Annotated in this window: 28 protein-coding genes and 1 tRNA gene; 13 read left to right on the top strand and 16 right to left on the bottom strand. The window is 76.7% G+C overall.

All coding sequences use genetic code 11. The features are described 5' to 3' along the window. Positions 1-65: 65 nt before the first annotated feature. Positions 66-1,436 carry an MFS transporter gene (locus Cpa01nite_RS01520; RefSeq protein ID WP_203666972.1) on the bottom strand — a complete coding sequence of 457 codons (1,371 nt, stop codon included), beginning with the start codon at positions 1,434-1,436 and terminating at the stop codon, positions 66-68. 39 nt (positions 1,437-1,475) lie between these two features. Beyond that, a complete protein-coding gene (locus Cpa01nite_RS01515; RefSeq protein ID WP_203666971.1) occupies positions 1,476-1,934 on the bottom strand; it encodes an Lrp/AsnC family transcriptional regulator in 459 nt (152 codons plus the stop codon). 93 nt (positions 1,935-2,027) lie between these two features. Here Cpa01nite_RS01515 and Cpa01nite_RS01510 point away from each other — a divergent pair, with 93 nt between their 5' ends. The 6 genes from Cpa01nite_RS01510 (at position 2,028) to Cpa01nite_RS01485 (ending at position 6,864) form a co-directional block, all read left to right on the top strand. Beyond that, the gene (locus tag Cpa01nite_RS01510; RefSeq protein ID WP_203666970.1) at positions 2,028-2,462 is read left to right on the top strand and encodes a rhodanese-like domain-containing protein; all 435 of its coding nucleotides are present in this window, start codon (positions 2,028-2,030) and stop codon (positions 2,460-2,462) included. Further along, on the top strand, positions 2,459-3,016 hold the full coding sequence (locus tag Cpa01nite_RS01505; protein ID WP_203666969.1) for a GNAT family N-acetyltransferase: 558 nt from the start codon (positions 2,459-2,461) through the stop codon (positions 3,014-3,016). The genes Cpa01nite_RS01510 and Cpa01nite_RS01505 overlap by 4 nt, the downstream gene beginning before the upstream one ends. Positions 3,017-3,555: 539 nt before the next feature. Then, positions 3,556-4,578: a diacylglycerol/lipid kinase family protein gene (locus Cpa01nite_RS01500; RefSeq protein ID WP_203666968.1), complete on the top strand. Its 1,023-nt coding sequence runs from the start codon at positions 3,556-3,558 to the stop codon at positions 4,576-4,578. Between the two features lie 35 nt (positions 4,579-4,613). Beyond that, the gene (locus Cpa01nite_RS01495) at positions 4,614-5,150 is read left to right on the top strand and encodes a cysteine hydrolase family protein (protein ID WP_203666967.1); all 537 of its coding nucleotides are present in this window, start codon (positions 4,614-4,616) and stop codon (positions 5,148-5,150) included. A 37-nt stretch (positions 5,151-5,187) separates the two neighbouring features. Next, positions 5,188-5,589 carry a TIGR03618 family F420-dependent PPOX class oxidoreductase gene (locus Cpa01nite_RS01490; protein WP_203666966.1) on the top strand — a complete coding sequence of 134 codons (402 nt, stop codon included), beginning with the start codon at positions 5,188-5,190 and terminating at the stop codon, positions 5,587-5,589. 204 nt (positions 5,590-5,793) lie between these two features. Then, a complete protein-coding gene (locus Cpa01nite_RS01485; protein WP_203666965.1) occupies positions 5,794-6,864 on the top strand; it encodes an alkene reductase in 1,071 nt (356 codons plus the stop codon). Positions 6,865-6,936: 72 nt separating this feature from the next. Here Cpa01nite_RS01485 and map read toward each other — a convergent pair whose 3' ends face one another. Beyond that, entirely contained in the window at positions 6,937-7,704 is a 768-nt protein-coding gene (gene map / locus Cpa01nite_RS01480; protein ID WP_203666964.1) for a type I methionyl aminopeptidase, read from the bottom strand. 68 nt (positions 7,705-7,772) lie between these two features. Here map and Cpa01nite_RS01475 point away from each other — a divergent pair, with 68 nt between their 5' ends. The 3 genes from Cpa01nite_RS01475 (at position 7,773) to Cpa01nite_RS01465 (ending at position 9,763) form a co-directional block, all read left to right on the top strand. Continuing rightward, a complete protein-coding gene (locus tag Cpa01nite_RS01475; RefSeq protein ID WP_203666963.1) occupies positions 7,773-8,069 on the top strand; it encodes a helix-turn-helix domain-containing protein in 297 nt (98 codons plus the stop codon). Positions 8,070-8,297: 228 nt separating this feature from the next. Continuing rightward, the gene (locus Cpa01nite_RS01470) at positions 8,298-8,780 is read left to right on the top strand and encodes a SigE family RNA polymerase sigma factor (protein ID WP_203667152.1); all 483 of its coding nucleotides are present in this window, start codon (positions 8,298-8,300) and stop codon (positions 8,778-8,780) included. After that, positions 8,777-9,763, top strand: a complete 987-nt coding sequence (locus tag Cpa01nite_RS01465) for a hypothetical protein (RefSeq protein WP_203666962.1) — start codon at positions 8,777-8,779, stop codon at positions 9,761-9,763. The genes Cpa01nite_RS01470 and Cpa01nite_RS01465 overlap by 4 nt, the downstream gene beginning before the upstream one ends. A gap of 83 nt (positions 9,764-9,846) precedes the next feature. On the opposite strand, the gene Cpa01nite_RS01460 is transcribed toward Cpa01nite_RS01465, so the two are convergent. The 3 genes from Cpa01nite_RS01460 to Cpa01nite_RS01450 all read right to left on the bottom strand — a co-directional run bounded on the left by Cpa01nite_RS01460 (position 9,847) and on the right by Cpa01nite_RS01450 (position 12,659). After that, on the bottom strand, positions 9,847-10,677 hold the full coding sequence (locus Cpa01nite_RS01460) for an arginase family protein (RefSeq protein WP_203666961.1): 831 nt from the start codon (positions 10,675-10,677) through the stop codon (positions 9,847-9,849). A gap of 169 nt (positions 10,678-10,846) precedes the next feature. Continuing rightward, positions 10,847-11,329, bottom strand: a complete 483-nt coding sequence (locus Cpa01nite_RS01455) for a hypothetical protein (protein ID WP_203666960.1) — start codon at positions 11,327-11,329, stop codon at positions 10,847-10,849. Between the two features lie 79 nt (positions 11,330-11,408). Next, positions 11,409-12,659, bottom strand: coding sequence for an MFS transporter (locus Cpa01nite_RS01450; RefSeq protein WP_239068442.1), 1,251 nt, complete (start codon positions 12,657-12,659; stop codon positions 11,409-11,411). A gap of 79 nt (positions 12,660-12,738) precedes the next feature. On the opposite strand from Cpa01nite_RS01450, the gene Cpa01nite_RS01445 reads away from it, so the two are divergent. Together Cpa01nite_RS01445 and Cpa01nite_RS01440 are read left to right on the top strand one after the other, a co-directional pair. Further along, entirely contained in the window at positions 12,739-13,308 is a 570-nt protein-coding gene (locus Cpa01nite_RS01445) for a TetR/AcrR family transcriptional regulator (RefSeq protein WP_203666958.1), read from the top strand. Positions 13,309-13,384: 76 nt separating this feature from the next. Further along, positions 13,385-13,765, top strand: a complete 381-nt coding sequence (locus Cpa01nite_RS01440) for an HNH endonuclease (RefSeq protein ID WP_203666957.1) — start codon at positions 13,385-13,387, stop codon at positions 13,763-13,765. A gap of 217 nt (positions 13,766-13,982) precedes the next feature. Here Cpa01nite_RS01440 and Cpa01nite_RS01435 read toward each other — a convergent pair whose 3' ends face one another. The 3 genes from Cpa01nite_RS01435 to Cpa01nite_RS01425 all read right to left on the bottom strand — a co-directional run bounded on the left by Cpa01nite_RS01435 (position 13,983) and on the right by Cpa01nite_RS01425 (position 15,592). Further along, on the bottom strand, positions 13,983-14,201 hold the full coding sequence (locus tag Cpa01nite_RS01435) for a hypervirulence associated TUDOR domain-containing protein (protein WP_203666956.1): 219 nt from the start codon (positions 14,199-14,201) through the stop codon (positions 13,983-13,985). Between the two features lie 101 nt (positions 14,202-14,302). Then, a complete protein-coding gene (locus Cpa01nite_RS01430; protein ID WP_203666955.1) occupies positions 14,303-14,845 on the bottom strand; it encodes a zeta toxin family protein in 543 nt (180 codons plus the stop codon). A 36-nt stretch (positions 14,846-14,881) separates the two neighbouring features. Beyond that, positions 14,882-15,592 (bottom strand): hypothetical protein, encoded by a 711-nt coding sequence (locus Cpa01nite_RS01425; protein WP_203666954.1) that lies wholly within the window; start codon positions 15,590-15,592, stop codon positions 14,882-14,884. 191 nt (positions 15,593-15,783) lie between these two features. Between Cpa01nite_RS01425 and Cpa01nite_RS01420 the strand changes: the two genes are divergently transcribed. Then, on the top strand, positions 15,784-16,161 hold the full coding sequence (locus Cpa01nite_RS01420; protein ID WP_203666953.1) for a YkvA family protein: 378 nt from the start codon (positions 15,784-15,786) through the stop codon (positions 16,159-16,161). 102 nt (positions 16,162-16,263) lie between these two features. Further along, complete coding sequence (locus Cpa01nite_RS01415) at positions 16,264-16,671, top strand: RidA family protein (protein ID WP_203666952.1); 408 nt, start codon at positions 16,264-16,266, stop codon at positions 16,669-16,671. Between the two features lie 60 nt (positions 16,672-16,731). Here Cpa01nite_RS01415 and Cpa01nite_RS01410 read toward each other — a convergent pair. The 7 genes from Cpa01nite_RS01410 to Cpa01nite_RS01380 all read right to left on the bottom strand — a co-directional run bounded on the left by Cpa01nite_RS01410 (position 16,732) and on the right by Cpa01nite_RS01380 (position 22,885). Then, positions 16,732-16,805: transfer RNA gene (locus Cpa01nite_RS01410), tRNA-Pro, on the bottom strand. A gap of 81 nt (positions 16,806-16,886) precedes the next feature. Next, positions 16,887-18,005: a hypothetical protein gene (locus Cpa01nite_RS01405; RefSeq protein ID WP_239068441.1), complete on the bottom strand. Its 1,119-nt coding sequence runs from the start codon at positions 18,003-18,005 to the stop codon at positions 16,887-16,889. Then, positions 18,002-19,561, bottom strand: a complete 1,560-nt coding sequence (der, locus tag Cpa01nite_RS01400; RefSeq protein ID WP_203666951.1) for a ribosome biogenesis GTPase Der — start codon at positions 19,559-19,561, stop codon at positions 18,002-18,004. Before der ends, Cpa01nite_RS01405 begins: the two co-directional genes overlap by 4 nt. A 60-nt stretch (positions 19,562-19,621) precedes the next feature. After that, complete coding sequence (locus Cpa01nite_RS01395) at positions 19,622-20,308, bottom strand: lysophospholipid acyltransferase family protein (protein ID WP_203666950.1); 687 nt, start codon at positions 20,306-20,308, stop codon at positions 19,622-19,624. Beyond that, a complete protein-coding gene (gene cmk / locus Cpa01nite_RS01390; protein ID WP_239068440.1) occupies positions 20,305-21,030 on the bottom strand; it encodes a (d)CMP kinase in 726 nt (241 codons plus the stop codon). Before cmk ends, Cpa01nite_RS01395 begins: the two co-directional genes overlap by 4 nt. After that, positions 21,027-22,154, bottom strand: a complete 1,128-nt coding sequence (locus Cpa01nite_RS01385) for a prephenate dehydrogenase (RefSeq protein WP_239068439.1) — start codon at positions 22,152-22,154, stop codon at positions 21,027-21,029. The genes cmk and Cpa01nite_RS01385 overlap by 4 nt, the downstream gene beginning before the upstream one ends. Next, positions 22,151-22,885 carry a pseudouridine synthase gene (locus Cpa01nite_RS01380; RefSeq protein WP_308439335.1) on the bottom strand — a complete coding sequence of 245 codons (735 nt, stop codon included), beginning with the start codon at positions 22,883-22,885 and terminating at the stop codon, positions 22,151-22,153. Before Cpa01nite_RS01380 ends, Cpa01nite_RS01385 begins: the two co-directional genes overlap by 4 nt. Positions 22,886-23,386: the final 501 nt, after the last annotated feature.

The raw sequence follows: 23,386 nt of genomic DNA, 5'->3' as shown, positions 1-23,386 counted from the left end.
ATCCGCACGTCGGGTCGGTATTCGCCCGCGCCTCAGGCCGTCGGGGCAGCCCGCCCGGGCACGGTTCAGGCGGGGTCCGCGGCCCGGGCGTCGCCCCCGGCGCGCTCGGGGGCGGGGTTCGCCGAGGCCGCCTGCGACCCGGCCAGCGCCGCCCAGACGGCGGTCGCCGCCGCGAGCACGGCGGCGGTCCCCCAGCCCCACGCGGGCGACCCGAGGGCGGCGATCATCACCACCGCGGCGGTGCCGAGCGCCGTGCCGAGCTGCGCCCCGGTGTTGAGCACCCCGCTCGCGCTGCCCGCGATCGGCCCCGGCACCGTCGTGCCGAGGTGGTTCGCCGCGACCGACGCCGCGCCGAGCCCGAACCCGAGCACGCCGGAGGCGCAGGCGATGCCGACCGCCGTCCCGCCCGCGACGACCAGCCCGAGGTCGCCGAGCGCGATCAGCGCGATGCCCGCGGACGCCGCACGGCGGGGCGAGAGGCGCTCGAGCACCGGCCGCGCCGCGGCGGACCCCGCGATCGCCAGGAGGCTGGTCGACAGCAGGGTGAGCCCCGCCCCCAGCGCCGAGAGGCCGAGCCGGTCCTGGAGGACGAGGGTCGCCAGCACCCCCGCGCTGCTGGTGGTCGCCGTGTTGACGAACGACAGCACCGTCCCGTGCCGCAGGTTCACGGACCGGACCGCCGCGACCGGGATCAGCGGGTGCGCCGCCCACCGCATCCGCGCGGCGAACGCGACCCCGGCGACCAGCCCGCCGGCGGCGAGCCCGAGCGCCGCCCCGCCGGCCCCGCCCCGCTCGGCGCCGGACGCGCCCGCCACCAGGAGCATCACCGCGAGCACCAGCAGGGCGGCGCCGAGCGCGTCGACCGGCACCCGGTCGCGCTCCCGGGGCGCCTCCGGGACGCTCGCGAGGAGGGCCACCAGCAAGCCTGCCCCGACCGGCGCGTTCACCCAGAACACGGCGGGCCAGCCCCACGCCCCGACCAGCACCCCGCCGACGACGAACCCCGCGGCACCCGCGGCCGCCCCGGCGGCGCTCCACGCCGCCAGCGCGGTCCTCCGGTCCCGGTCGTCCGGCGTCAGGTGGATCAGCAGCCGGAGCGCCGACGGCACCGACACCGCGGCCGCCGCCCCCTGCAGCGCACGCGCGGCGAGCACCTGCGGGACGGACGTCGCGAGGCCCCCCACCAGGGAGACCGCCATGAACCCGATCAGCCCGGCGGCCAGCACCCGCCGGTGGCCGAACCGGTCCCCGAGGCGCGCCCCGACGACCAGCAGCCCGCCGAAGAACATCGCGTACGTCGTCGCCAGCGGCCCCGCAGCGGACTCGTCCGCGCCCAGACCGTCGACGACCGCCGGGATCGCCGTGGTCGCGCTCGTGACGCCCAGGACGTCGACGAACTGGGTCAGGCAGAGGACGGCGACGCCGGCGCGGCGCATCGCTCCACCGTAGGGCCGCGCGCGGCGGCGCGCCTCGCGCTACGCCGGCGTCAGGTGCCGCGACGGCACCGGGCTCGAGTACACGACGTTCGTCGTGATCCCGCCGAGCGTCGCGAGCCGGCCCGTGATCCGCTCCAGGTCGCGCATCGACCGCGCCAGCACCTTGATGATGAAGCAGTCGGCGCCGGTGACGTGGTGCGCCTCGACGATCTCCGGCGTCGTCGCGACGAGGTCGTGGAACGGCCGGTAGTTCCCGGACGGGTACGCGAGCCGGACGAACGCGGTGATCGCGTACCCGAGCGCCTCGGGATCGACCGTCGCGGTGTAGCCGGTGATCACTCCCCCGTCCGTCAGCCGGCGCAGCCGGTCGGCGGTCGCGCTGGCCGACAGGTTGATGGCGCGGGCCAGCTCCGCGACGCTGATCCGCCCGTCCTCCTGGAGCCGCGCCACGATGGCGTGGTCGGTGGCGTCGAGGTCGAGGCGTGGATTCGACGGCATGTGGCGGACAGTACCGGGCGATCCACGGTCGCCGGGCCGGTCCACCCGTGGTCGCCTGTTCCGCCGGCACCGCTCCGGGGCTGGGATGGAGGTATGCAGACCACCATCACCGCCGCCGACTTCTTCGCCGCCAAGCTCGCGTACGAGACCGACCCCTCCGACCTCGCCGCCGCCCGGGCCGCGGGCACCCCGCCGATCGTCCTGGACGTCCGGGCCGAGGACGCGTGGCGCCAGGGACGGATCCCCAGCGCGCTGCACGTGCCGAACGCCGACCTGGCCGCCCGCGCCGCCGAGGTCGCGCCCGACAAGGACGCCGAGGTCGTCGTGTACTGCTGGGGACCGGGGTGCAACGGCTCCACGCGCGGTGCGCTGACCCTCGCGGCCCTCGGGTACACCCGGGTGCGGGAGCTCATCGGCGGGTTCGAGTACTGGGCGCGCGAGGGGCTCGCGGTCGTGTCCGACGCCGGCCGGTCGCGCCGGTCGCCGGACCCGCTCACGGCGCCCGTGCCTGCCACACTCGCCCCGTGACCGACCACCGCCACGTCACCACCGACCGACTCGTCCTCACCGCCCCGGTGCCGGGCGACCTGCCCGAGCTGCACCGCCTGCACGCCGACCCGCGCGCGTACCGGCACTGGCCGCACGGGCGGCACACCACGCCCGAGCAGACCGCGCGGCTGGTCGCGGGGTACACGGACTCGTGGGACCGGTACGGGCTGGGCGCCTGGGTGGTGCGCGCCGCCGACGACGGGCGGCTGGTCGGCATGGGCGGGTGCAGCGTCCGGGGCGGCGTCGGCTGGAACCTGTACTACCGGCTCGACCCCGCGGAGTGGGGCCGCGGCTACGCGCAGGAGGTGGTCGCGGTGGCCCGGGCGGCCGCGGGCGAGGTGCGGCCCGACCTGCCCGTGCTCGCCTACCTCCTCGAGGTGAACGAGGGCTCGCGGCGCACCGCCGAGCGGACCGGGCTCACGCGCGTCTGGCGCGGTCCCGACGCCGGCAACCCGGACCCCGGCGCCGTGCGCCTGGTCTACGCGGACCGCGCGGTCGACGACCGGGTGCTCGCGGCGTTCACGGAGGTGTGACCGCGGCCGTCGAGCCGGCGTCGGTCGGACGTAGCGCCCGCGTCCTGCACGGGACGAGCACGCCGAGCCCACCCGATCCGGGCAGGGCGGCCCTACGGCCGCCACCTTGGCGCCCGTTGGTCGTCGACACCGCTCGCCGACACCGGCACCATCCGCGGCCGGATCGAGGGCGCGCACGCGATCCCCTCCCCGTTCCGGCTGCGGTACCTGGAGCCCTACGCCGAAGCCGCGCGGACGTGGCTGCACGCCGACGCCGAGGTCGTCGACACCACGTCTTTCACCGCGGAGCAGGCGGTGCGCCGGATCGCCGACGGTCCCGAGAAGTGATCCCGGTCGCCGAGCGTGCGGCAGGTGTCACCTCGTGCTGCAGGGGCCGGCGGTGCTGCTCGACCGGTTCGCCCGGACGTTCCACCTCGCGGCGTGACCGCCGCCGCGAGTCGGCTCGGCGCGCCGGATCGCAGATGTCGTGGTCGACTTCGGGTCGTGTGACCGCACGGGGCGCCCGCCCCAGCACCCGCAGCAGTGGAGGAACGCCCGCCATGACCACCCCGACCAGCACCCCCGGCCCCGCTGACGCGACCGACGACCCGCGCGACCGCGCCGCGGGCGACGCCTCGCTCGCCCGCGACGCCGGCCCGATGCGCTCGGTCGTGATCTACAACCCGGTGCGGGTCGACGGGCTCGAGGCGCGGCGCGCCGCGGTCGAGTCCGCGCTGTCCGAGGCCGGGTGGCCGCTGCCGGAGTGGGTGGAGACCACCGCGGACGACCCGGGCGCGGGCCAGTCGCGGCAGGCCGTCGAGGACGGCATGCAGGTGGTGTTCGCCTGCGGCGGCGACGGCACCGTGCGCTCCTGCATCGAGGGCCTGGCCGGGACCGACGTCGCCCTTTCCGTCCTCCCCGCGGGCACGGGGAACCTGCTCGCGGCGAACCTCGGCGTGCCCGACGACCCGGCGGCGGCGGTCCGGATCGCGACGGAGCACGGCCGGCGGCGGATCGACGTCGGCGAGGCGGACGGCATGACGTTCGCCGTGATGGCCGGAATGGGCTTCGACGCCGCGCTGCTGGACGACGCGTCGACCGAGCTCAAGGCCAAGGCCGGACCGGTCGCGTACGCCCTCTCGGCGCTCAAGCACCTGCGCGACCGCAGCATGCACCTCGAGATCCACCTGGACGACCGCCCGCCGGTCCGCCGGCGCGCGCGCTCGGTGATCATCGGCAACGTCGGGCGGCTCCAGGGCGGCGTCCGGCTGCTCGCCGACGCCGAGCCCGACAACGGGCAGATGGACGTGGCGGTGCTCGCCCCCCGCACGATCGGGCACTGGGTGCAGACCGTCTGGGGCGTGCTGCGGCACCCCCACCGCGTCGCGCACATGGACGTCCTCCGCGCGGAGCGGATCCGCGTCGTCAGCGACCGCGAGGAGCGGCGGCAGGTCGACGGCGACGTGATCGAGCCGGGCCGCACGATGACCGTGACGGTGCGGCCGCAGGCGCTCGAGCTGTGCGTCCCGCGGCCGGAGCGCAGCGCCGACCTGTCCGAGGGGTCGGAGCGGCTCACGCGCTGACCGGGTCAGCGCCTCGCGTCTGGCAGCATGCCCGGGTGACCTCCCGCACCGCGCTCCTCGTCATCGACCTGCAGACGGGCGTCCTGGACGGCTGCGTGGACGCCGCAGGCGTCGTCGCGCGCACCGCCGCCCTGGTCGACCGCGCCCGCGCCGAGGGCGTCCCCGTGGTGTGGGTGCAGGACCACGGCGACTTCCCCGAGGACTCCCCCGGCTGGCACCTGGCGCCGCCGCTCGCCCCGCGCCCCGACGAGCCGCTGGTGCGCAAGGAGTACCGCGACGCGTTCGCCGGTACGGACCTGCCGGGGATCCTGGCGGACCTCGGCACGACGCACCTGGTCGTCGCGGGCGCTCAGAGCGACTACTGCATCCGCACCACGACGCAGGCGGCGGCGGTGCGCGGGTTCGACGTGACGCTGGTCAGCGACGCCCACACGACGACCGACGCGGAGCACGACGGCGTCCGCATCAGCGGGGAGCAGATCGTCGCGCACACGACGATGTACTTCCGGGGCCTGCGCTATCCCGGTCGCCGGTACGCCGCGGAGCCGCACGACCGCGTCGCGCTCGCGTAGCGCGCCCGCGCCGGCGGCGGCCCGTACGCTTCCCGGCGTGCTCCTCCTCAACGCCGCCCGGACCGCCTTCGTCACGGAGCGCCACCTCGCGACGCTCACGACCCTGCGCGGCGACGGCACCCCGCACGTGGTCCCCGTCGCCTTCACCTGGGACGCCGACGCGGCCGTCGCGCGCGTCACGACCAGACCGACGACCCAGAAGGCCGTGAACGCCCGCCGCCGGGTCGACGGGCGGCCGGGCCGCGCGGTGCTCTGCCAGGTCGACGGGCGGCGCTGGCTCACGCTGGAGGGGACCGTCGAGGTGTCGGACGACCCCGTCGAGATCGCCGGGGCCCTGGATCGGTACGCGGCGCGCTACCGGACGCCGGACCCCACGATCGAGCGGGTCGTGCTGCGGGTCGCCGTCGACAGGGTGTTGTCCTCGCGCGATCTCGCCTGACGGCTCCCGCGGCGTCCGCGCGGGCGTCGACGTGCCCTGTCCCCGGCACGGTGCCGGAGCCTCGCCGAGGTCGGCACCCGCGGTGCGAGCTCGGCAGCTCGAGGTGCCGAGTCGGCGCGTGGAGTGCCGGTCTCGGCCGACGGCCGGCCTGCCGCGTGGCGCGCGTCACGGAATCCGCATGGCCCACGGAGCGCTGGGACCTGCGTGAAGATCTTCGACCCCACCACCCTCGGCGGCGTCCCGCTCGCCAACCGCGTCGTGATGGCCCCGCTCACCCGGCTGCGCGCCGGCGAGCACGGTGTTCCCGGCGACCTGCTCGTCGAGCACTACCGGCAGCGCGCCGGCATGGGCCTCATCCTCACCGAGGGCACCTACCCGGTCCTCGAGGGCCGCACCTGGACCGGACAGCCCGGCATCGAGACCGACGAGCAGGCCGCGGGCTGGGCGCGCGTCGCCGACGCCGTGCACGCCGCCGGCGGCCGCATCGCGATGCAGATCATGCACGGCGGGCGCATCGCGCACCCCGAGATCACCGGCGTGCGGGTCGTCTCGGCCAGCGCCGTCGCCGCCCCGGGCGAGATCCGCACGCCGTCCGGCAAGGCGGAGCACCCCGTCCCGCACGCGCTCGAGGCCGACGAGATCGCCGAGGTCGTCCGGGGTTTCGCGGCCGCCGCGCGGCGCGCGGTCGACGCCGGGCTCGACGCCGTCGAGGTGCACGGAGCCAACGGCTACCTGCTGCACCAGTTCCTCTCCCCCGCCAGCAACCTGCGCACCGACGCCTACGGCGTGACCCCCGAGGGCCGGGCGCGGCTCGCCGTCGAGGTCGTCACCGCGGTCGCCGCGGAGATCGGCGCCGACCGCACGGGCATCCGGCTGTCCCCGCAGCACGACATCCAGGGCGCCGTGGAGACCGACCCCGAGGTCACCGCGGCGACGTACGCGGCGCTCGCGGACGGCCTGGCGCCGCTCGGCCTCGCGTTCGTCGACGTGCTGCACCGGGACCTGCGCGGCGAGCTCGTCCAGGGCATCCGCCGCCGCGTCGGCGCGCCGCTGATCGGCAACTCCGGCTTCGCCGTGAACACGACCCGCGACGAGGCCGTCGGCCTGGTCGAGGAGGGCGTCGTCGACCTCGCCGCCGTCGGCCGCGCCGCGATCGCGAACCCGGACCTGGTCGCGCGCTGGGCGCGGGACCTGGGCGAGAACGCGCCGAATCCGGCGACGTTCTACGCCGCCGGCGCCGAGGGGTACACGGACTACCCGACCCACGCCGCCTGACGTCACCCGCACGTCGAGGCCCGGCCGTCGCGATCGACGGCCGGGCCTCGGCGTGTCCGGGGCGGTGCCGGCTCAGCGCAGCGTCAGCACCTCGACGCCGTCCTCGGTGATCGCGACGGTGTGCTCGCTGTGCGCCGTCCGGGCGCCGGTCGCGCTGCGCAGCGTCCAGCCGTCCGCATCCGTGACGAGCTCGTCGGTGTCGGCCATCACCCACGGCTCGATCGCGAGCAGCAGCCCGGGGCGGAGCGTGTACCCGCGGCCGGGCCGGCCGGCGTTCGCGATGTGCGGGTCCTGGTGCATCGTGGAGCCGACGCCGTGCCCGCCGAACTCGGTGTTCACCGTGTACCCGGCGCCGGTGAGGACGGTCCCGATCGCGTGCGACAGGTCGCCGATGCGTGCGCCGGGCCCGGCGGCCTCGATCCCGGCGGCGAGCGCGCGCTCGGTGGCGTCGATCAGCGCGAGGCTCTCGGCGGGCTGCGTCGTCCCCACCACGAAGCTCACGGCCGAGTCGGCGACGACCCCGCCGAGCGACACCGCCAGGTCCAGCGTCAGCAGGTCGCCGTCGGCGAGGACGTAGTCGTGCGGCTTGCCGTGCAGCACCGCGTCGTTGACCGAGGTGCAGATGTAGTGCCCGAACGGGCCGCGCCCGAACGACGGCGCGTAGTCGACGTAGCAGGACTCGGCGCCGGCGTCGGCGATCATCCCCTTCGTCCAGGCGTCGACGTCGAGCAGGTTGGTGCCCACCGTGGCCCGAGCCTGCATCGTGCGGAGGATGTCGGCGACCAGGGCGCCGGTCTCGCGGGCGCGCGCCAGCTCGGTGGGGTTGAGGATCTCGATCATGGTGCGGCCTTCCAGCGCCCGTCCGATAACTATCCCGGTCATACTATCCCGGTACTAGAATCCCGGACATGGTCAGGCTCCCTCTCACCCCCGACGACGTCGACCGCGGTCGGCGGCTCGGCGCGCTGCTCCGGCGCGCGCGGGGCGAGCGCACCGTGCTGGCGGTCGCGCTGGACGCCGGGGTGTCTCCCGAGACGCTGCGGAAGATCGAGTCCGGCCGGGTGGCCACCCCGGCGTTCCCGACGATCGCGGCGGTCGCGGACGCCCTGGGGCTGTCGCTGGACGAGGTGTGGGCGGAGGTCCGCGGCCCGGGCGAGCCGGCGCTGGCGGGCGCCGGCGACGGGGGCGCGCGGATCGCGTCCTGAACCGGCAGGCCCGCTGACGCAACCGATCCACGCGCCGCTGCGTCTTCTCCGGTGTGACCACGATGAGCAGCGCGGACGGGGTGGACTTCCTGCGCGAGAGGTTCGAGGCCGCCGAGCGCCCACCAGCGGACGCGGCAGTCCCCCGGGGGCGCCGCGGACGAGGTCGCGCCCGTCGCCGTCGACCGCGACGGCCAGTTCACCGAATGCGTCCGGCACCACCAGGCCGAGCTGCTCCGCACCGCGTGGCTGCTGTGCGGAGACCGGCACCAGGCCGAGGAGCTCGTGCAGCAGGCGCTCGTCCGCACTTACAGCCGGTGGGGCCATGTGCGGCAGCGCGACCCGCTCGGCTACACCCGCCGCGTGCTCGCGAACCTGCGCGTCGACCACTGGCGTCGACGTCGGCGCGAGGTCCTGGTCCCTCCCGAGGACGTCTCGCCCGACAGCACGCCGCTGCACGCCCGGTCGTCCGCGGACCGGACCGGCGACCGCGACCAGCTCGTCCGAGCGCTCGCGACGCTCACGCCTCGACAGCGCCGGGTCGTCGTCCTGCGTCACTTCCTCGACCTGTCCGAGGCGGAGGTCGCCGCGGACCTCGGCGTCAGCGCCGGGACCGTGAAGTCGACGGCGTCCCGCGCCATGGCGGCGCTGCGGACAGCCCTCTCCCTCGACCAGACCGACGCGGGCGACGCCCGGCACGGGAGCGACCGATGAACCCGCACGACGACGACTTCGCCCGCGTCCTCCGGGCACGCGCGGATGCCGAGGCCCCCGCCATGTCCGTCGACCTGGCCACCGTGGTGCGGGCGGGCCGGCGCCGCCGCCTGGTCCGCGGGGGCGCGGTGCTCGCGATGACGGCGATCGCCGTCACCGGCGCCTGGTCCGGGGTCCAGGCGCTCGACGCCGCGCCGCAGGACCTTCAGCCCGCCGGCACGCCGTCACCCGCGCCGACGCCCGCCGAGGCGGACCTGCACGCGCAGGTGGACCCGGTGGCGGGGACGATCACGTTCCCCCTGGCCCGGTACGACCTCACCGCCGAGGAGTGGTCGACGACGTTCCTCGCTCGGTCGTGGGAGATGAAGCGCTGCGCCGAGGCCGAGGTCGGGAAGCCGCTCCGGTGGGAGACCGCCGTCCCCGGCGACCCGCACAGCGACCGGACGTTCGGCGTGTGGGACCTCGCGGAGGCGGAGGAGTACGGCTACGCGGTGCCGCCCCAGGGCGGTCGCAGCGCGGGCGCGGTCGCCCCGGACGTCCCCTCGGCGGTGTGGGACGGGTGCAACGCGTCGCCGGCCGTGCAGGCGATGAGCCCGGAGGTCGACGGGAGCTACGAGCTGGCCGCCGCGCTCAGGGACGCGTCCGACGCGGCGGCCGCGTCCGAGGCGAGCCGGGCGGCGGTCGCGGACTGGACCGCGTGCCTCGCTGAGCACGACCTGGAGCCGGCGGGCGGGGACAGCGGCTACGCCGTGGCCGGTGCGTCGACGAGCCGGTGGGACCGGGACAGCGTGGCGATGGCCGTCGCGGACGTCCGGTGCAAGACAGCCGTCGACTTCGTCCCGAGGATGGCCGACGCCCGGGCGGCGGCGCAGGCACCGGTGCTGGCTGTGTTCCGCGACGAGCTCGAGGCGCGCCTCGCCCACCAGCGGGCAGCGGTCGCCGCCGCGGAGGTCTACCTCGCGGAGCACCCGGAGATCCCGTAGCCACGCCGGCGCCACGCAGGCGGACGGGCTCCGTGGTCGCGCAGGCACGGCTTCGCAGGCGGTCGGTGCGGCGGTGCCGTGCGTCAACCGGGCCCGGCGCGGCCAGTAGCGTCCAGCACCGGGCCCAGGGCGTCGAGGAGCGGCGTGAGGTCCTCGTCCCCGGTCCGGGACTCGACCTCCCCCACCTCGACGCCGACGACCTCGCTGCGCGCCAGCTCCGCGCAGCACCGTCGCAGGTCGTCGAGCGAGAGCCCGCCGGGCACGTGATACTCCGTCGGGACGATCCCGGGCTCGAGGGCGTCGGCGTCGAGGTGGACGTAGACGGGTCGGCCGGCGACGACGGCGGCCAGCTCCTCGGCGACAGCGGGACCCGGCGGCACCATCGTCAGCGCCGTCCCGTCGACGAGCGCGCGCTCCGGCGGGTCGAGGTCGCGCGCCCCGACGAGCACGACGCGGTCCGGGGTCAGCCCGGCACCGAGCCCCGAGGCCCACAGCCCGAGCGGCCCGGCCAGCGCCAGCCCGCCGAGGTAGCCGGACGTGGTGGTCGCCGGCGTGTGGACGTCGCCGTGCGCGTCGAACCAGACCACGACGGCGTCCGGCCGCGCCTGCGCCACGACCGGCAGCGTGGCGAGCGCGACCGCGCAGCGGTTGATCGCGGCGACCGGCGCGGCGCCCGTGGCGAGCACGGCGCGGTACCGCTCGGCGACCGCCTCGAGGTCCGCGCGTGCGGCGGTCAGCTCGGCGTCCCAGGCGGCACCGAGCAGGGGCCGCTCGGTCCCGACCGCCACGGCCGGCACGCCGAGCCGCTCCTGGAGCGCCCGGGCCAGCACGCGCGCGCCAGCCGCGCCGTCGACGGTGCGGTCCCCCGCCGTGCCCGCGTAGTGCGTGAGCGCGACGCGCCTGCCCTCCGCCATGGTCGTCCCCCTGCTGGGCGCCGTCGCGCGGACCGGTCCGCGCCCGACGCCCACCGTAGCCGCGCGCCCTCCCGCTTGCCCGGCACCGGGCCTGTGCTCGACCCCGACGACCGCCACGACGGGGGTCCGCCCGGGTCGCCGGCCGCCGCGCCGGGCGAGGGACGGTCGGTCAGGCCGGCGTGCCCAGCACCAGCGCGTGCCACGCGCCGCGGCGGTCCGCGCCGGCACCGGTCACGCCCACCCCGACGACCCCGGTGAGGTCGAGCGCCTTCTCGCGCGCCTCGGCGCCGCAGGGCACGTCCGGGAACGTCAGCACGTCGGTCTGCGTGATCCCGGCGTTCGCCTCGGTCGTCACGTACACGTGGAAGTCGAGGGCGCCGTCGCCCAGGCAGGACAGCCGGACGCCGTCGAGGTGCGCTGCCGCGGCGAACCGCAGGGCGACCGCGCCGGACGAGTCCGCGGGCGCGGGGTCCTCGGGGCCCACCCGGGCGGCGGCGGTGCCCAGCAGGTCGTCGGGCGCCGGCTCCGCGGCCCGCTCGTCCATCCAGGCCGTGACGGCCTCGTCGTCCGCACCGGTGGGCGCCGAGCACCCGGCCACGGCCAGGCCGACGACGAGCGCAGCGGCGGGACGGGAGACGAAGGGCCTGGTCATCACGGCACGCTAGCCGCCGGGCCCGCGGTCCGGCGCGCCCCCGGCCCGCCGCGCCCGGGTGATTGTCGCGTCGGCCCGGTCAGGCGGGCTGCGCCGCCCGCTCGGGCTCGACGCGGGCGGGCGTCCGTGCGGCGGGCGTCAGGAACGCCGCGGCCGCCACCAGGACGAGGACGAGGACCAGAGCCTGCCGCAGCCCGTAGTGGTCGCCGAGGAACCCGAGCGCCGGCGGGCCGACGAGGAACGCGATGTAGCCGATCGTCGCGGCGAGGGACACCCGCGCGGTGGCGTCCTCCCCTGGCGCGGCCGTGTCGCCGGCGGCCGACAGCGCGACCGGGAAGCCGAGCGACGCACCCAGGCCCCACAGGATCGCCGCGGCGCCGGCCACGGCCTGGTGGTCGACGAAGATCACCAGCGCCAGCCCGATCGCGCCGACCACGGCGCTCACCGCGAGCACGGCCGCGCGCCCGAAGCGGTCGACGAACCGCCCGCCGACGAACCGGCCGAGCGTCATCGCGGCGGCGAACGCGGCGTACACGGCGGAGCCCAGCGCGGGGTCGAAGCCGTGGCCGTCGACCATGACGAGCGGCAGCCAGTCGTTCGCGGTGCCCTCCGCCATCGCGAGCGCCAGGATCACGCCGCCGATCAGGAGCAGGCGGGTGTCCCGCCAGACGGGCCGGCGCGGGCCGGTCGGCGCGGTGCCGGTCGCGACGACGTCGGCACCTGCGGCGTCGGCAGCCACGGCGGTGGAGGCGGTCCGGAGGCCGACGCCGGACGGGATGACGCGGATGGTCGGGATCAGCGCCAGCACCACGGCGACCGCGACGACCGCCAGGTGCGCCACGACCGGGAACTCGACCGCCGTCAGCACCATGCCGGCGACCGCGCCGACGACCGTGCCCAGGCTGAAGCACCCGTGCATGGCGGGCATCGTCGACCGGCCCAGCCCGCGCTCGACCTCGGCGCCCTCCACGTTGAGCGCGATCTCGCCGCCGCCCATCCCGAGCCCGAACAGCGCCAGGCCGAGCGCGACCACCGGCCCGGAGCCGAGGGCCGCGCCGGTGCCGATCACCGCGGCGCCGGCCGCCACCGCCAGCGTGCCCGCGAGCATCACGGGGCGGGTCCCCCGGCGGGCCACCAGGGCGCCCGACGACAGGATGCCGACCATCGACCCCGCGGACAGGCCGAACAGGATCAGGCCCATCTCGGCGGTCGACGCGCCCACCAGGTCCCGGACGTCCGGGGTGCGGGTCACCCAGGACGCGATGGTGAGGCCGGGTAGGAAGAACAGCAGGAACAGGGCGTTCCGGCGCGCGCGGAGGTCGGCGGGCACAGGGGCTCCTCGGTGGGGCGGCTGACGAGTCTGTACGAGCGTACACACTCCCGTTCGCGCCGCCGGGCAGGATGGGCGCATGAGCGGAACGCGGCGGGAGGTGCCGAACGACCCCGGGCGGCGCGAGCGCATCCTGGACGCGGCCCTCGACGTGGTCGCCGAGCAGGGCGTGCACGGCACGACGCACCGGCGGATCGCCGCACGCGCGGGTGTGCCCCTCGGGTCGCTCACGTACTACTTCTCCGGGATCGACGAGATCCTCGCGGAGGCGTTCGCCCGGCTCGCGGACGGCATGTCCGCGTCCTACCGGCGCACCCTCGCGGACGCGCGGAGCCGCGACGAGGCGGAGGCCGCGGTCGTCGACCTGATCTGCGGCCCGGCGTACGCGACCGACCGCGAGATGACGCTGATCTTCGAGATGTACGCGTACGCGAACCACGACGCGGCGGTCCGGGCGCTGGCCCGGGACTGGGTGCTCCGCAGCCGGGAGACCCTGTCCCGGCACTTCCCCGACGACGTGTGCCGGGCGCTCGACGTGCTCGTCGAGGGGTGGCCGATCCACCGCAGCTTCGACGCGGCCCCGACGGACCGGGCGCTGGTCGCCGCGACCGTGCACGCGATCGTCGAGGGGCTGGGCGGCCGAGCCTGACGCGCGGGTCGCACCACGCCCCGCTGCCTCCGCTGCCGCCCGCGCCGCGGCGCGCCGGCCGACGTAGCGTCGGCGCATGACCACCGCCGGCCCGCGCCGGGCGCCCCGCGCCGAGCGGCTGCGCCTCGCCGTCGAGCGGGACGGCGCGCGGTGCGTGTGGTGCGGGCGCGCGTTCGGACCGCTCGTGCCGCCGACGCGCGACCACCTGGTCCCCCGCGTCAAGGGCGGGCCGTCGTGGCTGGAGAACGAGGTGCCCGCCTGCCGCCGGTGCAACGCCGAGCGCGGCCACCGCGGGGTCGTCGAGTGGCTCGAGGAGTGCGGCCGGCGCGGCTGGGACCCGGACGCCGGCGCGGTGGAGCGCGCGCTCGACGCCCTGGAGGAGGCGATCGCGGAGCGTGGCGGCCAGCGTCGGGCGCGGGCCTACGTCGCGTCGCAGCAGCGCCGCCTGCGCCGCTGACGCGCGCCGCGTCCCTCTCAGCGCCGACCGTGCAACCGACACGGCGAGAGAGCGTCCGCCGAACCCTCGCCCGACGTGCCGGTAGCCCGCTCGACGGGGGCTAGCCCTTCCCCGCGAGCCGCTCGGCCTCGCGGACCAGCACCGCCCCGCCGTCTGACACCGCGAGCAGGTCGCCGGGGCAGGGGCGTCGCCGCCCGCGGGTGCACCGGCCCGCGCGTCAGTCCGACGCGAGCCGGCGGAGCGCCGAGCCCTTGTGCGCCGCGCGGGCCCCGGTCTTCTCGGACTCCACCAGGTAGGCGGGCTCGTCCTCGGACGCGGTGAACTTCTGGCCGTCGTGCTGGAAGTCGGACGTCTTCCGCTCGACGACCTTCCCCTGCGTGCGGCCCTGCGAGGTGTTCCAGGACACCCGGTCCCCGACGTGGATCGACTCGGCCACGGTGCTGCGTCCTCTCGGTCGGCGGGTGCTGACCTGGCCAGTCGACCACGGACCGGCCGGGTCGGCGCGCCGGCGACCCGAGCCGCGCCCGCGCCGCCCGGCTACGCGTCCCAACCCACGGCCCGCAGCACCGCCGCCGCCACCGCCGCCGGAGCGAGCCCGGCGACGTCGACCACGTGGTCCTCGACCCTGGCCCGCTCGAGGATGTCGTGCAGCTCGCCGGCCCGGTGCCGGTGCCACTCCAGCACCGACGGGTACCCGGCGTGCCGCGCGTTCAGGCGGTCGCGCACGGCGGGGACCGCGAGCCGCAGCCGGCAGACGACGAGCGGGACGCCGACCGCCGCCGCGTAGGCGGCACGGGAGGCGGCGTCCTCCAGCACCCCCGCGAGCACGAACCGCACCGCGCCCCGCCGCCGGTAGACCGCCGCGACGGCGGCCAGGTTCTCCAGCTCGAGGTCCTGCTGGAACGGGTCGCCGGGCGGCGCGGGCCACGACCGGCGCAGCTCGTCGAGGTCGACGACCGCGTGCGGGACGCCGCGTCCGGCGAGCAGCTCGCCCACGTGCGCGGCGGTGGTGCTCTTGCCGGCTCCGACGGTGCCGGTGAGCAGCAGGGCGGCGGGCGCGGCGGCCGGGTCCGGGGTCACGGCCTCACGCTACGACCCCGGACCCGTTCCGCCGGGTCACTTCCAGACGACCGGCGACGGGAAGTAGGGGTTGTCGGAGGACGCGATGAACGACTGGTACGACTCGCCGTTGTACTCGGCGGACGTGACGACGGCGCCGTCCTTGGCGAGCGCGACGAAGCAGGACACCAGCACGCGGGCCTCCTCGTCGTACTCGGGCAGCAGCAGGCCGCAGGAGTCGCCGGGCGAGTTCAGCGAGAAGCCGCTCGTCAGGTACTCGGTGTCGGCGCCGGCCGCGTCGAGCGGGAACAGGTCCACGGTGGCCGGGTCGTAGCCCTCGGGGGTGTCGTACAGCCACTGGTGCTGGGTGATCACCGCGTAGGGGGTGTAGCCCTCGAACTCCGAGGCGTTGCTGAACTGGTCGAACAGCGACGCGTCGAGCTCGCTCACCTGGAGCACGGCGACGCCCACGCCACCGCTGACCTCCTCCTCCCCGTACGTCTCGGTCTGGTTCAGCCACGCGGGCTGGCCGAGCGCGAGGGCCGTGCCGGGGCCGGTGACCGCGCCCGGGGCGCCGAAGTCGACGGCCTCGACCTCGTAGTCGACCTCGAGCGGTCCCGTCTCGGTCGCCTGGGTCGGCGCCGCCGCGTCCGAGCCCTTGCGCTCCTTGACCTCACCGCCCGACCCGCCCGCACCGCCGGAGCAGCCGGTCAGGACCATCGCGATCGCGAGGGTGGTGGCGGGCACGGCGAGGGACTGCAGGCGCACGAGGACGACCTTCCGGGGAGACGAGTGCCTGGTGCATGCACAGGCGAGACCCAGCGAACACTAAGGCAACCGCCGGTGGCGCGCCTCCGTCGTCCGTACCGGGCCGGTAGCGTCGGGCCCCGTCCGAGCCCCCGAGTCGCTCGGCGACGGGAGGCGGGCACGTGCCGGACTGGGCCTGGGCGGTCGTCGGCATGGCGGCTGGCGTCCTGCTGCTCTGGGCCGGGCTCGTCGTCGCGCTGTGGGCCACCCGTCCCGACGCCGTCCGCCTGCGCGAGGTGGTCCGCCTCCTGCCCGACGTCGTGCGCCTGGTCCGCCGGCTCGCAGCCGACCGGGCCACCCCGCGCGGCGCTCGGGTGCGGCTGTGGCTGCTGCTCGGCTACCTGGCGCTGCCGTTCGACCTCGTGCCGGACGTCATCCCGGTGCTCGGGTGGGCGGACGACGCGGTGGTCGTGGTGCTCGTCCTGCGGTCGGTGGTCCGGCACGCCGGGCCGGCGGCGCTGGACCGGCACTGGCCCGGGACGGCGGACGGGCTGGCCGCGCTGCGGCGGCTCGCGCGGCTGCCGGCGTAAACCCTGGACGGACCGTGGACACGCACCGCGCGGTCGGGCGACGATCCTCGCGGGACGACGGTCCGCCGACGGGCCGAGCCCGTGAGCCGACAGGGAGACCCGATGACCGTCCGCCTCACCCACCCCGACGGGATGCTCCGGCAGACCGACTACGCCCCCGTCGCCGTGGCGACCGGGTCCCGGTTGGTCCTGCTGGCCGGCCAGGCCGGCGTCACCCCGGACTTCCGACCGGCCGCACCCGACCTCGCCGGCCAGGTGCACGCCGCCCTGCGCAACATCGTCGTCGGCGTCCGGGGCGCCGGCGGCGACGTCGGGAACCTCGCGCGGCTGACCTGCTACGTCGTGGACTGGGTCCCGGAGAAGTGGGACGACGTCCTGGCGGGCATCGCCCGGGCGCAGGAGTCCGAGGGGCTGCCCTCGCCCGTCCCGCCGCTGACGATCATCGGCGTGCAGGCGCTGTTCTCGCCGGAGTTCGTCGTGGAGATCGAGGCGACGGCCGTCCTGGAGTGACCCGGGCGACCCGGGAACGACGAAGCCCTGGTGGGATGCTCTCCCACCAGGGCTTCCACGTCGGGCTGACAGGATTTGAACCTGCGACCCCTTGACCCCCAGTCAAGTGCGCTACCAAGCTGCGCCACAGCCCGATGGTCCCGACGAGGGACCTCGGCGGCCCCCGCAGGAGCCTCGGAAACTCTACCGTATCCGGAGGGCTGCGCCGACCCGCGTCAGCGCGCCGGGGCCGTGTCCTCCGCAGCGTCGCGCGCGAGGTCGTCGGCCCCGGAGCGCCCGCGGAGCACGTCGAGCTCCGCCGCCACGACGCCGAGCAGCACGAGGTCGACGACGAGCCCCGTGACCGCGCTCCACTGGTCGATCCGGAACAGGAAGATCTGGCTGAGCAGCAGGTTGACCAGCACCGCGCGCCGGAACCACTCGTACCCGCGCCGCCGGTCCCGCCCCACGAGCCGCAGGCCGACCAGTGAGCACACCAGCGACGCGGCGCCGCTCGCCAGCAGCCCGACCATCGCCCACCACGGCAGGTCGGCACCGGTCGCCACCAGGACGGTCGCGCGCACGACCGTGTACACGGTGACCACGGCGAGCAGGCCGACGGTCAGCCGCGGCAGCCAGCGCACCCGCGCGACCCGCCGCGACGCGGTCACGACCGCGCGGGACACCGCGCTGATCGGGTCGGGCAGCTCGCGCGCGTCGTCCTCGACCACGTCGAGCAGCGCCCGCACCTCGGCCGCACCGCGCACGTCCCCGGCCCCGTCGACCAGCTCCCGCGCCTGCCGCCGGGCGCGCGACGAGAAGCCGCCCGCCAGGCCCGCGACAGCCAGGTCCGCGGCGGCGGCGAGCGTCTCGTGCGGGTCGCGGCGCCGGCCGTGGATGGCCTCGCCCACCAGGACGAGCACGACGACCACGACGTAGATCAGCGACGCGGTCGGCTCGTAGAAGTAGTCGTTGTCCGACGTGACGAACTTGCCGATCTCGTCGATGAACAGGCCGAACCCGATGCCGCCCACCAGCGCGGCGAGCGGCCGCACGACGGGCCCCGCCCAGGACAGGACGCCCACGACGGCGACCGCCATGAGCAGCCCGCCCCACAGGACGTGCGCGATGTGCAGGCCGCCGCCGCCCAGCTGCGGGAACCCGGTCAGCGCGAGCGCGCCGCGGGTCACCAGCACCGTCAGCACGGTGACCGCGAGGAACCCCGCGACGTGCCGCGGGCCGGCGGGGTCGCGCGGCAGCCCCAGGACCAGCACGGGCGAACGACGCCGCACGTGGTGCCGCTCCGCCGCGGCCGTCCGGTCGCCCCGTCGCTCGACCTCCGCCCCGCGGGTCACCGCTTGCGCTTCTCCCGCACCCGGACGGAGATCGAGATCGGCGAGCCCTCGAAGCCGAACGTCTCGCGCAGGCGGCGCTCGATGAACCGGCGGTAGCCGGCCTCGAGGAACCCGGTCGCGAAGATGACGAACCGCGGCGGGCGCGTCGACGCCTGGGTCGCGAACAGGATGCGGGGCTGCTTGCCGCCGCGCAGCGGGTGCGGGTGCGCCGCGACGAGCTCGCCGAGGAACGCGTTGAGCTTGCCGGTCGGGACGCGGGTGTCCCACGACTCGAGCGACCGGGTGAGCGCCGGGACGAGCCGGTCCGTGTGCCAGCCGGTGCGCGCGGAGATGTTCACCCGCGGCGCCCACTGGATCTGGACGAGCTCCTTCTCGATCTCGCGCTCGAGGTAGGGGCGGCGGTCCTCGTCCATGAGGTCCCACTTGTTGTACGCGATGACCAGCGCGCGGCCCGCGTCGATGACCTGCTGGATGACGCGCGTGTCCTGCTCGGTGAGCGGCTGGGACGCGTCGAGCAGCACGACGGCGACCTCGGCCTTCTCGATCGCGGCCTGCGTGCGCAGGGACGCGTAGAAGTCGGCGCCGGACGTCTGGTGCACGCGGCGGCGGATGCCGGCGGTGTCGACGAACCACCACGGCACGCCCTTGAGCTCGACGAGCTCGTCGACCGGGTCGCGGGTGGTGCCGGCGGTGTCGTCCACGACGACGCGCTCGGTGCCGAGCACCTTGTTCAGCAGGGACGACTTGCCGACGTTCGGCCGGCCGACGAGCGCGACGCGGCGGGGGCCGCCGGGCCGGGCGGTGGCGTGCTGCGAGACGGTCGGCAGCGCGGCGACCGCGGCGTCCAGCAGGTCGCCGGTGCCGCGGCCGTGCAGGGCCGAGACGGGGTGCGGCTCGCCCAGGCCGAGGCTCCAGAGCTCGGCGGCGTCCGCCTCCACCCGGGGCCCGTCCACCTTGTTGGCGCACAGGACGACCGGCTTGCCCGACTTGCGGAGCAGGCGGACGACGCGCTCGTCCGTGGCCGTCGGGCCGACCGTGGCGTCCACGACGAACAGCACGGCGTCGGCCAGGGAGATCGCCACCTCGGCCTGCTCGGCGACCCGCGCCTCGATGCCGGCGACGTCGACCTCCCAGCCGCCGGTGTCGACCAGCGTGAACCGCCGGCCGGCCCACTCGGCCGGGTACGAGACGCGGTCGCGGGTCACGCCCGGCTTGTCCTCGACGACGGCCTCGCGGCGGCCGAGGATGCGGTTGACCAGCGTCGACTTGCCGACGTTCGGGCGCCCGACGACGGCGAGCACCGGCAGCGCCAGGTGCGAGCCGTCCTCGTCGAGGTCGTCGGCGTCGCCCGAGAGCAGGGCGACGTCCTCGTCCTCGAGCTCGTAGTCGTCGAGGCCGGCCCGCAGGGCGCGCTCACGCGCCTCGTCGTCCTCCGCCTCCGCGGTCACGTCGGTGCCGTCGAAGGGCTCGGCCTCGACGCCGTCGGACTCGAGGTCGTCGAGCTCCACGCCGTCGGGCTCGGAGGTGGTCGGCTGGGCCGGCTCGCTGTCACGCATGGGCACCATTCTCCCTGACCGAGCGCCCGGCGACGAACCGCGCCCCGCCGCGCCCCGCGGTCAGTCCGTCGGCAGGGCCGCGCCGGTGCGGGCCGCGGCGTCGCGCACGAGCGCCGAGAGCGCCACGCGCACCGCCTCCGTGCCCGCGCCGATCGCCTCGCGCCGGGACCGCCCCGGCGCCGGCGACAGGTCCAGCGGCGCCCCGAGCTCCACGTGCAGCCGGCGTCGCGGGAACGGGATGTGCCCCACCGACTCGCCCGTGCGCCGGGTCCCGAGGATCGCCACCGGGACCACCGGCGCGCCGCCGTGGACGGCCAGCCACGCCACCCCGGCGCGCGCGGACGCCGCGTCGCCACGTCCCCGGTTGCCCTCGGGGAACACGCCGACCGCGTCGCCGCGGTGCAGCACCGCGAGGGCGGTGACGAGCGCCTCGCGCCCGCCCGACCGGTCGACGGGGATCTGCTGGGCCGCGCGCAGCAGCGCCCCCAGCGGGCCGACGAACATCTCGTGCTTGACGAGGATGTGCACCGGCCGCGGGGTGACGCCCTGCAGCAGCGGCCCGTCGACGATGCTCGTGTGGTTGGCCGCGAACAGCACCGGGCCCGTGGCCGGCGCGTGCTCCGCGCCGACGACCCGGGCGTCCCAGATCCCGTGCGCGATCGTCTTCCCGAGCGCGCGCGCCCAGCCGGGCACCGGCCGCCCGGCGACGGCCGTGGCGGGAGCGTCCCCGCGGCCCCGGCCGGTCACGCGTGCAGGTCCGCGGTGCGCGCGACGACGTCGAGCACCGCCTGCACGGTCTGCTCGAGATCGAGGTCCGAGGAGTCGATCGTCACCACGCCGTCGGCGGCCACGAGGAACTGCGACACCGTCGAGTCGTCGGCGTCGCGGCGCACGACCTGGTCCCGGGTCGCCTCGACGGCGGCGGCGTCGTCGGAGCCGTGCACCTCGCGGGCGCGCCGGGCCAGCCGGGCCTGCTCGCTGGCGGTGAGCAGCAACCGCACGTCGGCGTCGGGCGCGATCACGGTCGTGATGTCCCGGCCCTCCGCGACGATGCCGCGGCCCTGCGAGAACGCCGAGGACGCCTCCTGCGCCGCGATCTCCGCGCGCTGCCGGCGGCCGAGCTCGGCGCGGACCTCGAGGTTGGTCGCGACGGCGCTCACCGCCGCCGAGATGGCGGTCTCGCGGATGGCCTCGCCGATGTCCTGCCCGTCCACGTGGACCCCGGGCTCCCGCGGGTCGACGCCCATGACGAGCGGCATGTCCCGGACCAGCGCGGCGACCGCGCCGGTGTCCGTGAGGTCGACCCCGCGGTGCAGCGCCCACCAGGTCGCGGCGCGGTACATCGCCCCCGTGTCCAGGTAGGCGAGCCCGAGCCGCTCGGCGACCCGCCGGGACACCGTCGACTTCCCCGAGCCCGAGGGCCCGTCGATCGCCACCACCACGGAACGGCGCGTGCCAGTCGCAGTCACCGGACCAACCTCCAACCGCGGGCCGTCAGCTCCGCCTCCAGGTGCGCCGAGCGGGCGGGGTCGACGGACACCGACGCCATGCCGACGGGTCGCCCCGCCGCGTGCTCGAGCTGCAGATCCTCCAGGTTCACGCCCGCCGCGCCGACGTCCGTCAGCAGCCGCGCGAGCTCGCCGGGCCGGTCCGGCACCAGCGCCGTCACGACGGCGTAGGCGCGGGGGGCCCCGCCGTGCTTGCCGGGCACGAGCGCCACGCCGGCGTTGCCGTCCGCGATCAGCCGCGCCACGCGGGCCAGGGCGCCGAGCTCGACGTCCTCCGGCCCGCTCGCCCGGGCGGCGCTGTCCAGCGCGCCCAGGACCTCGTCCAGGTCGTCCCGCAGCCCCGCAAGCACCCCGCGCACCGCCGCGGCGTTCGCCGCGAGGATCGAGGTCCACAGCGCGGGGTCCGACGACGCGATGCGGGTCACGTCGCGCAGGCCCTGGCCCGCGAGGCCGAGCGCGTCCGGCTCGGCGCCGCGCAGCCGGGCGGCCACCAGGCTGGCGGCGACCTGCGGCACGTGCGACACCACCGCCACCGCGGCGTCGTGCTCCGCGGCGTCCATCGTCACCGGCAGGCTGCCGAGGTCCGTCGCCAGCGCCCGCACCGCGAGCAGCGCGTCCGGCCGGGACTCCCCCGAGTCGACGACCACCCAGGGCCGCCCGACGAACAGGTCCGGCACCGCCGCGGCCGGGCCGGAGCGCTCCCGCCCGGCCATCGGGTGCGACCCGACGTACCGGGCGAGGTCCGCGCCCGCGGCCCGCAGCTCGTTCAGCACGTAGCCCTTCACGCTCGCCACGTCCGTGACGACGGCGCCCGGGTGCGCGGCCAGCTCCGCGCGCACCACGTCGGCCGTGACGTCCGGCGGCGCGGCGACCACGACCAGCGCGGGCTCGTGGTCGCCGTCCGCCGCGGGCCGGCCCGCGCCGACGTCGCGCGCGAGCGCGAGCGCCGTGCGGGACGGGTCGTGCAGCGTCACGTCGACGCCCCGCGCGGTGAGCGCGAGGCCGACCGACGCGCCCAGCAGGCCCGTGCCGACGACGCGGACGGGGCCGCGGGTCACCACCGCGGCCGTGCCGTTCGTGCTCACATGCCCACCGACGTCATCAGCGAGCCGACCTCCGCCTTCCCCAGCACGCGGGTGCGCCCCGGGCGCAGGTCGCCGAGCTTGATCGGGCCGATCTGGGTGCGGAGCAGCCGGGTCACGGGGTGCCCGACCTCCTCCAGCAGCCGGCGGACGACGCGGTTGCGGCCCTCGTGGATCACGATCTCGATCATGCTCTGCTGCGGGGTCGCGTCGACGACGCGGAACGCGTCCACCGCCACGACGCCGTCCTCGAGCTCGACGCCCTTCTTGAGGCGCGTGCCGACGCCGGGCGCGACGCGGCCGTCGACCGTGGCCAGGTAGGTCTTCGTCACGCCGTGCGACGGGTGCGACAGCCGGTTGGCCAGCTCGCCGTCGTTCGTGAGCAGCAGCAGGCCCTCCGAGTCGGCGTCCAGGCGGCCGACGTGGAACAGGCGCTCCTCGCGGTTCTGCACGAACTGCTCGAGCGACGGGCGGCCCTCGGGGTCGTGCATGGTCGACACGACGCCCAGCGGCTTGTTCAGCGCCAACGTGATGACGTCCTTGTCGAGCTGCAGCCGCAGGCCGTCGACGTGGATGACCGCGCTACGCGGGTCCACGCGCACGCCGAGCTCCAGCACCACCTGCTCGTCGACCGTCACGCGACCGGACGAGATCAGCTCCTCGCACGCGCGGCGCGACCCGAGGCCCGCCTGCGCGAGCACCTTCTGCAGCCGGACGCCCTCGGGGTCGTGCACGTCGAGGTCGGTCGGCTGCGGGCCGCGCGGGGGCGTCCGGCGCGACTGCGGCGGCCGGGACGGCCAGGCCGAGCCCGGGCGGCCGAGGTCCGCGCCGCGAGGTGCGCGCGTGCCGCCGGTGCCGGAGCGCGACGCGCCCGGGCGGGACGCGCCCGCGACGCGGCCGGACGAGCCGCCGCCGGGACGACCCGACGAGGACGCGCCAGGGCGACCCGATGCCGCGCCGGGGCGACCCGCGCCGGGGCGCCCGCCACCCTGGCCGTAGCCGCCGCCGGAGGACGGCCGGCCGCCGCCCTGGCCCGGGCCACCCGACCCGGCGCGCCCGCCGCCGTAGCCGCCGCCCTGGCCGCCGGACCCGGAGCGCCCGCCGCCGTACCCGGCGCCGCCCGAGCGGCCACCGCCCTGGCCGGCGCCGCCGCCGGACCGCCCGGCGCCGCCGCGCCCGGCCCCCGACCGACCGCCGGCCCCGCCGGTCCCGCGGCCGCCACCACCGGCGCCGCC

Source organism: Cellulomonas pakistanensis (genome assembly GCF_016862755.1).
Lineage (GTDB): Bacteria > Actinomycetota > Actinomycetes > Actinomycetales > Cellulomonadaceae > Cellulomonas > Cellulomonas pakistanensis.
Note: the sequence above shows the minus strand (reverse complement) of the source record. Positions and strands in the feature narration are given on the sequence as shown.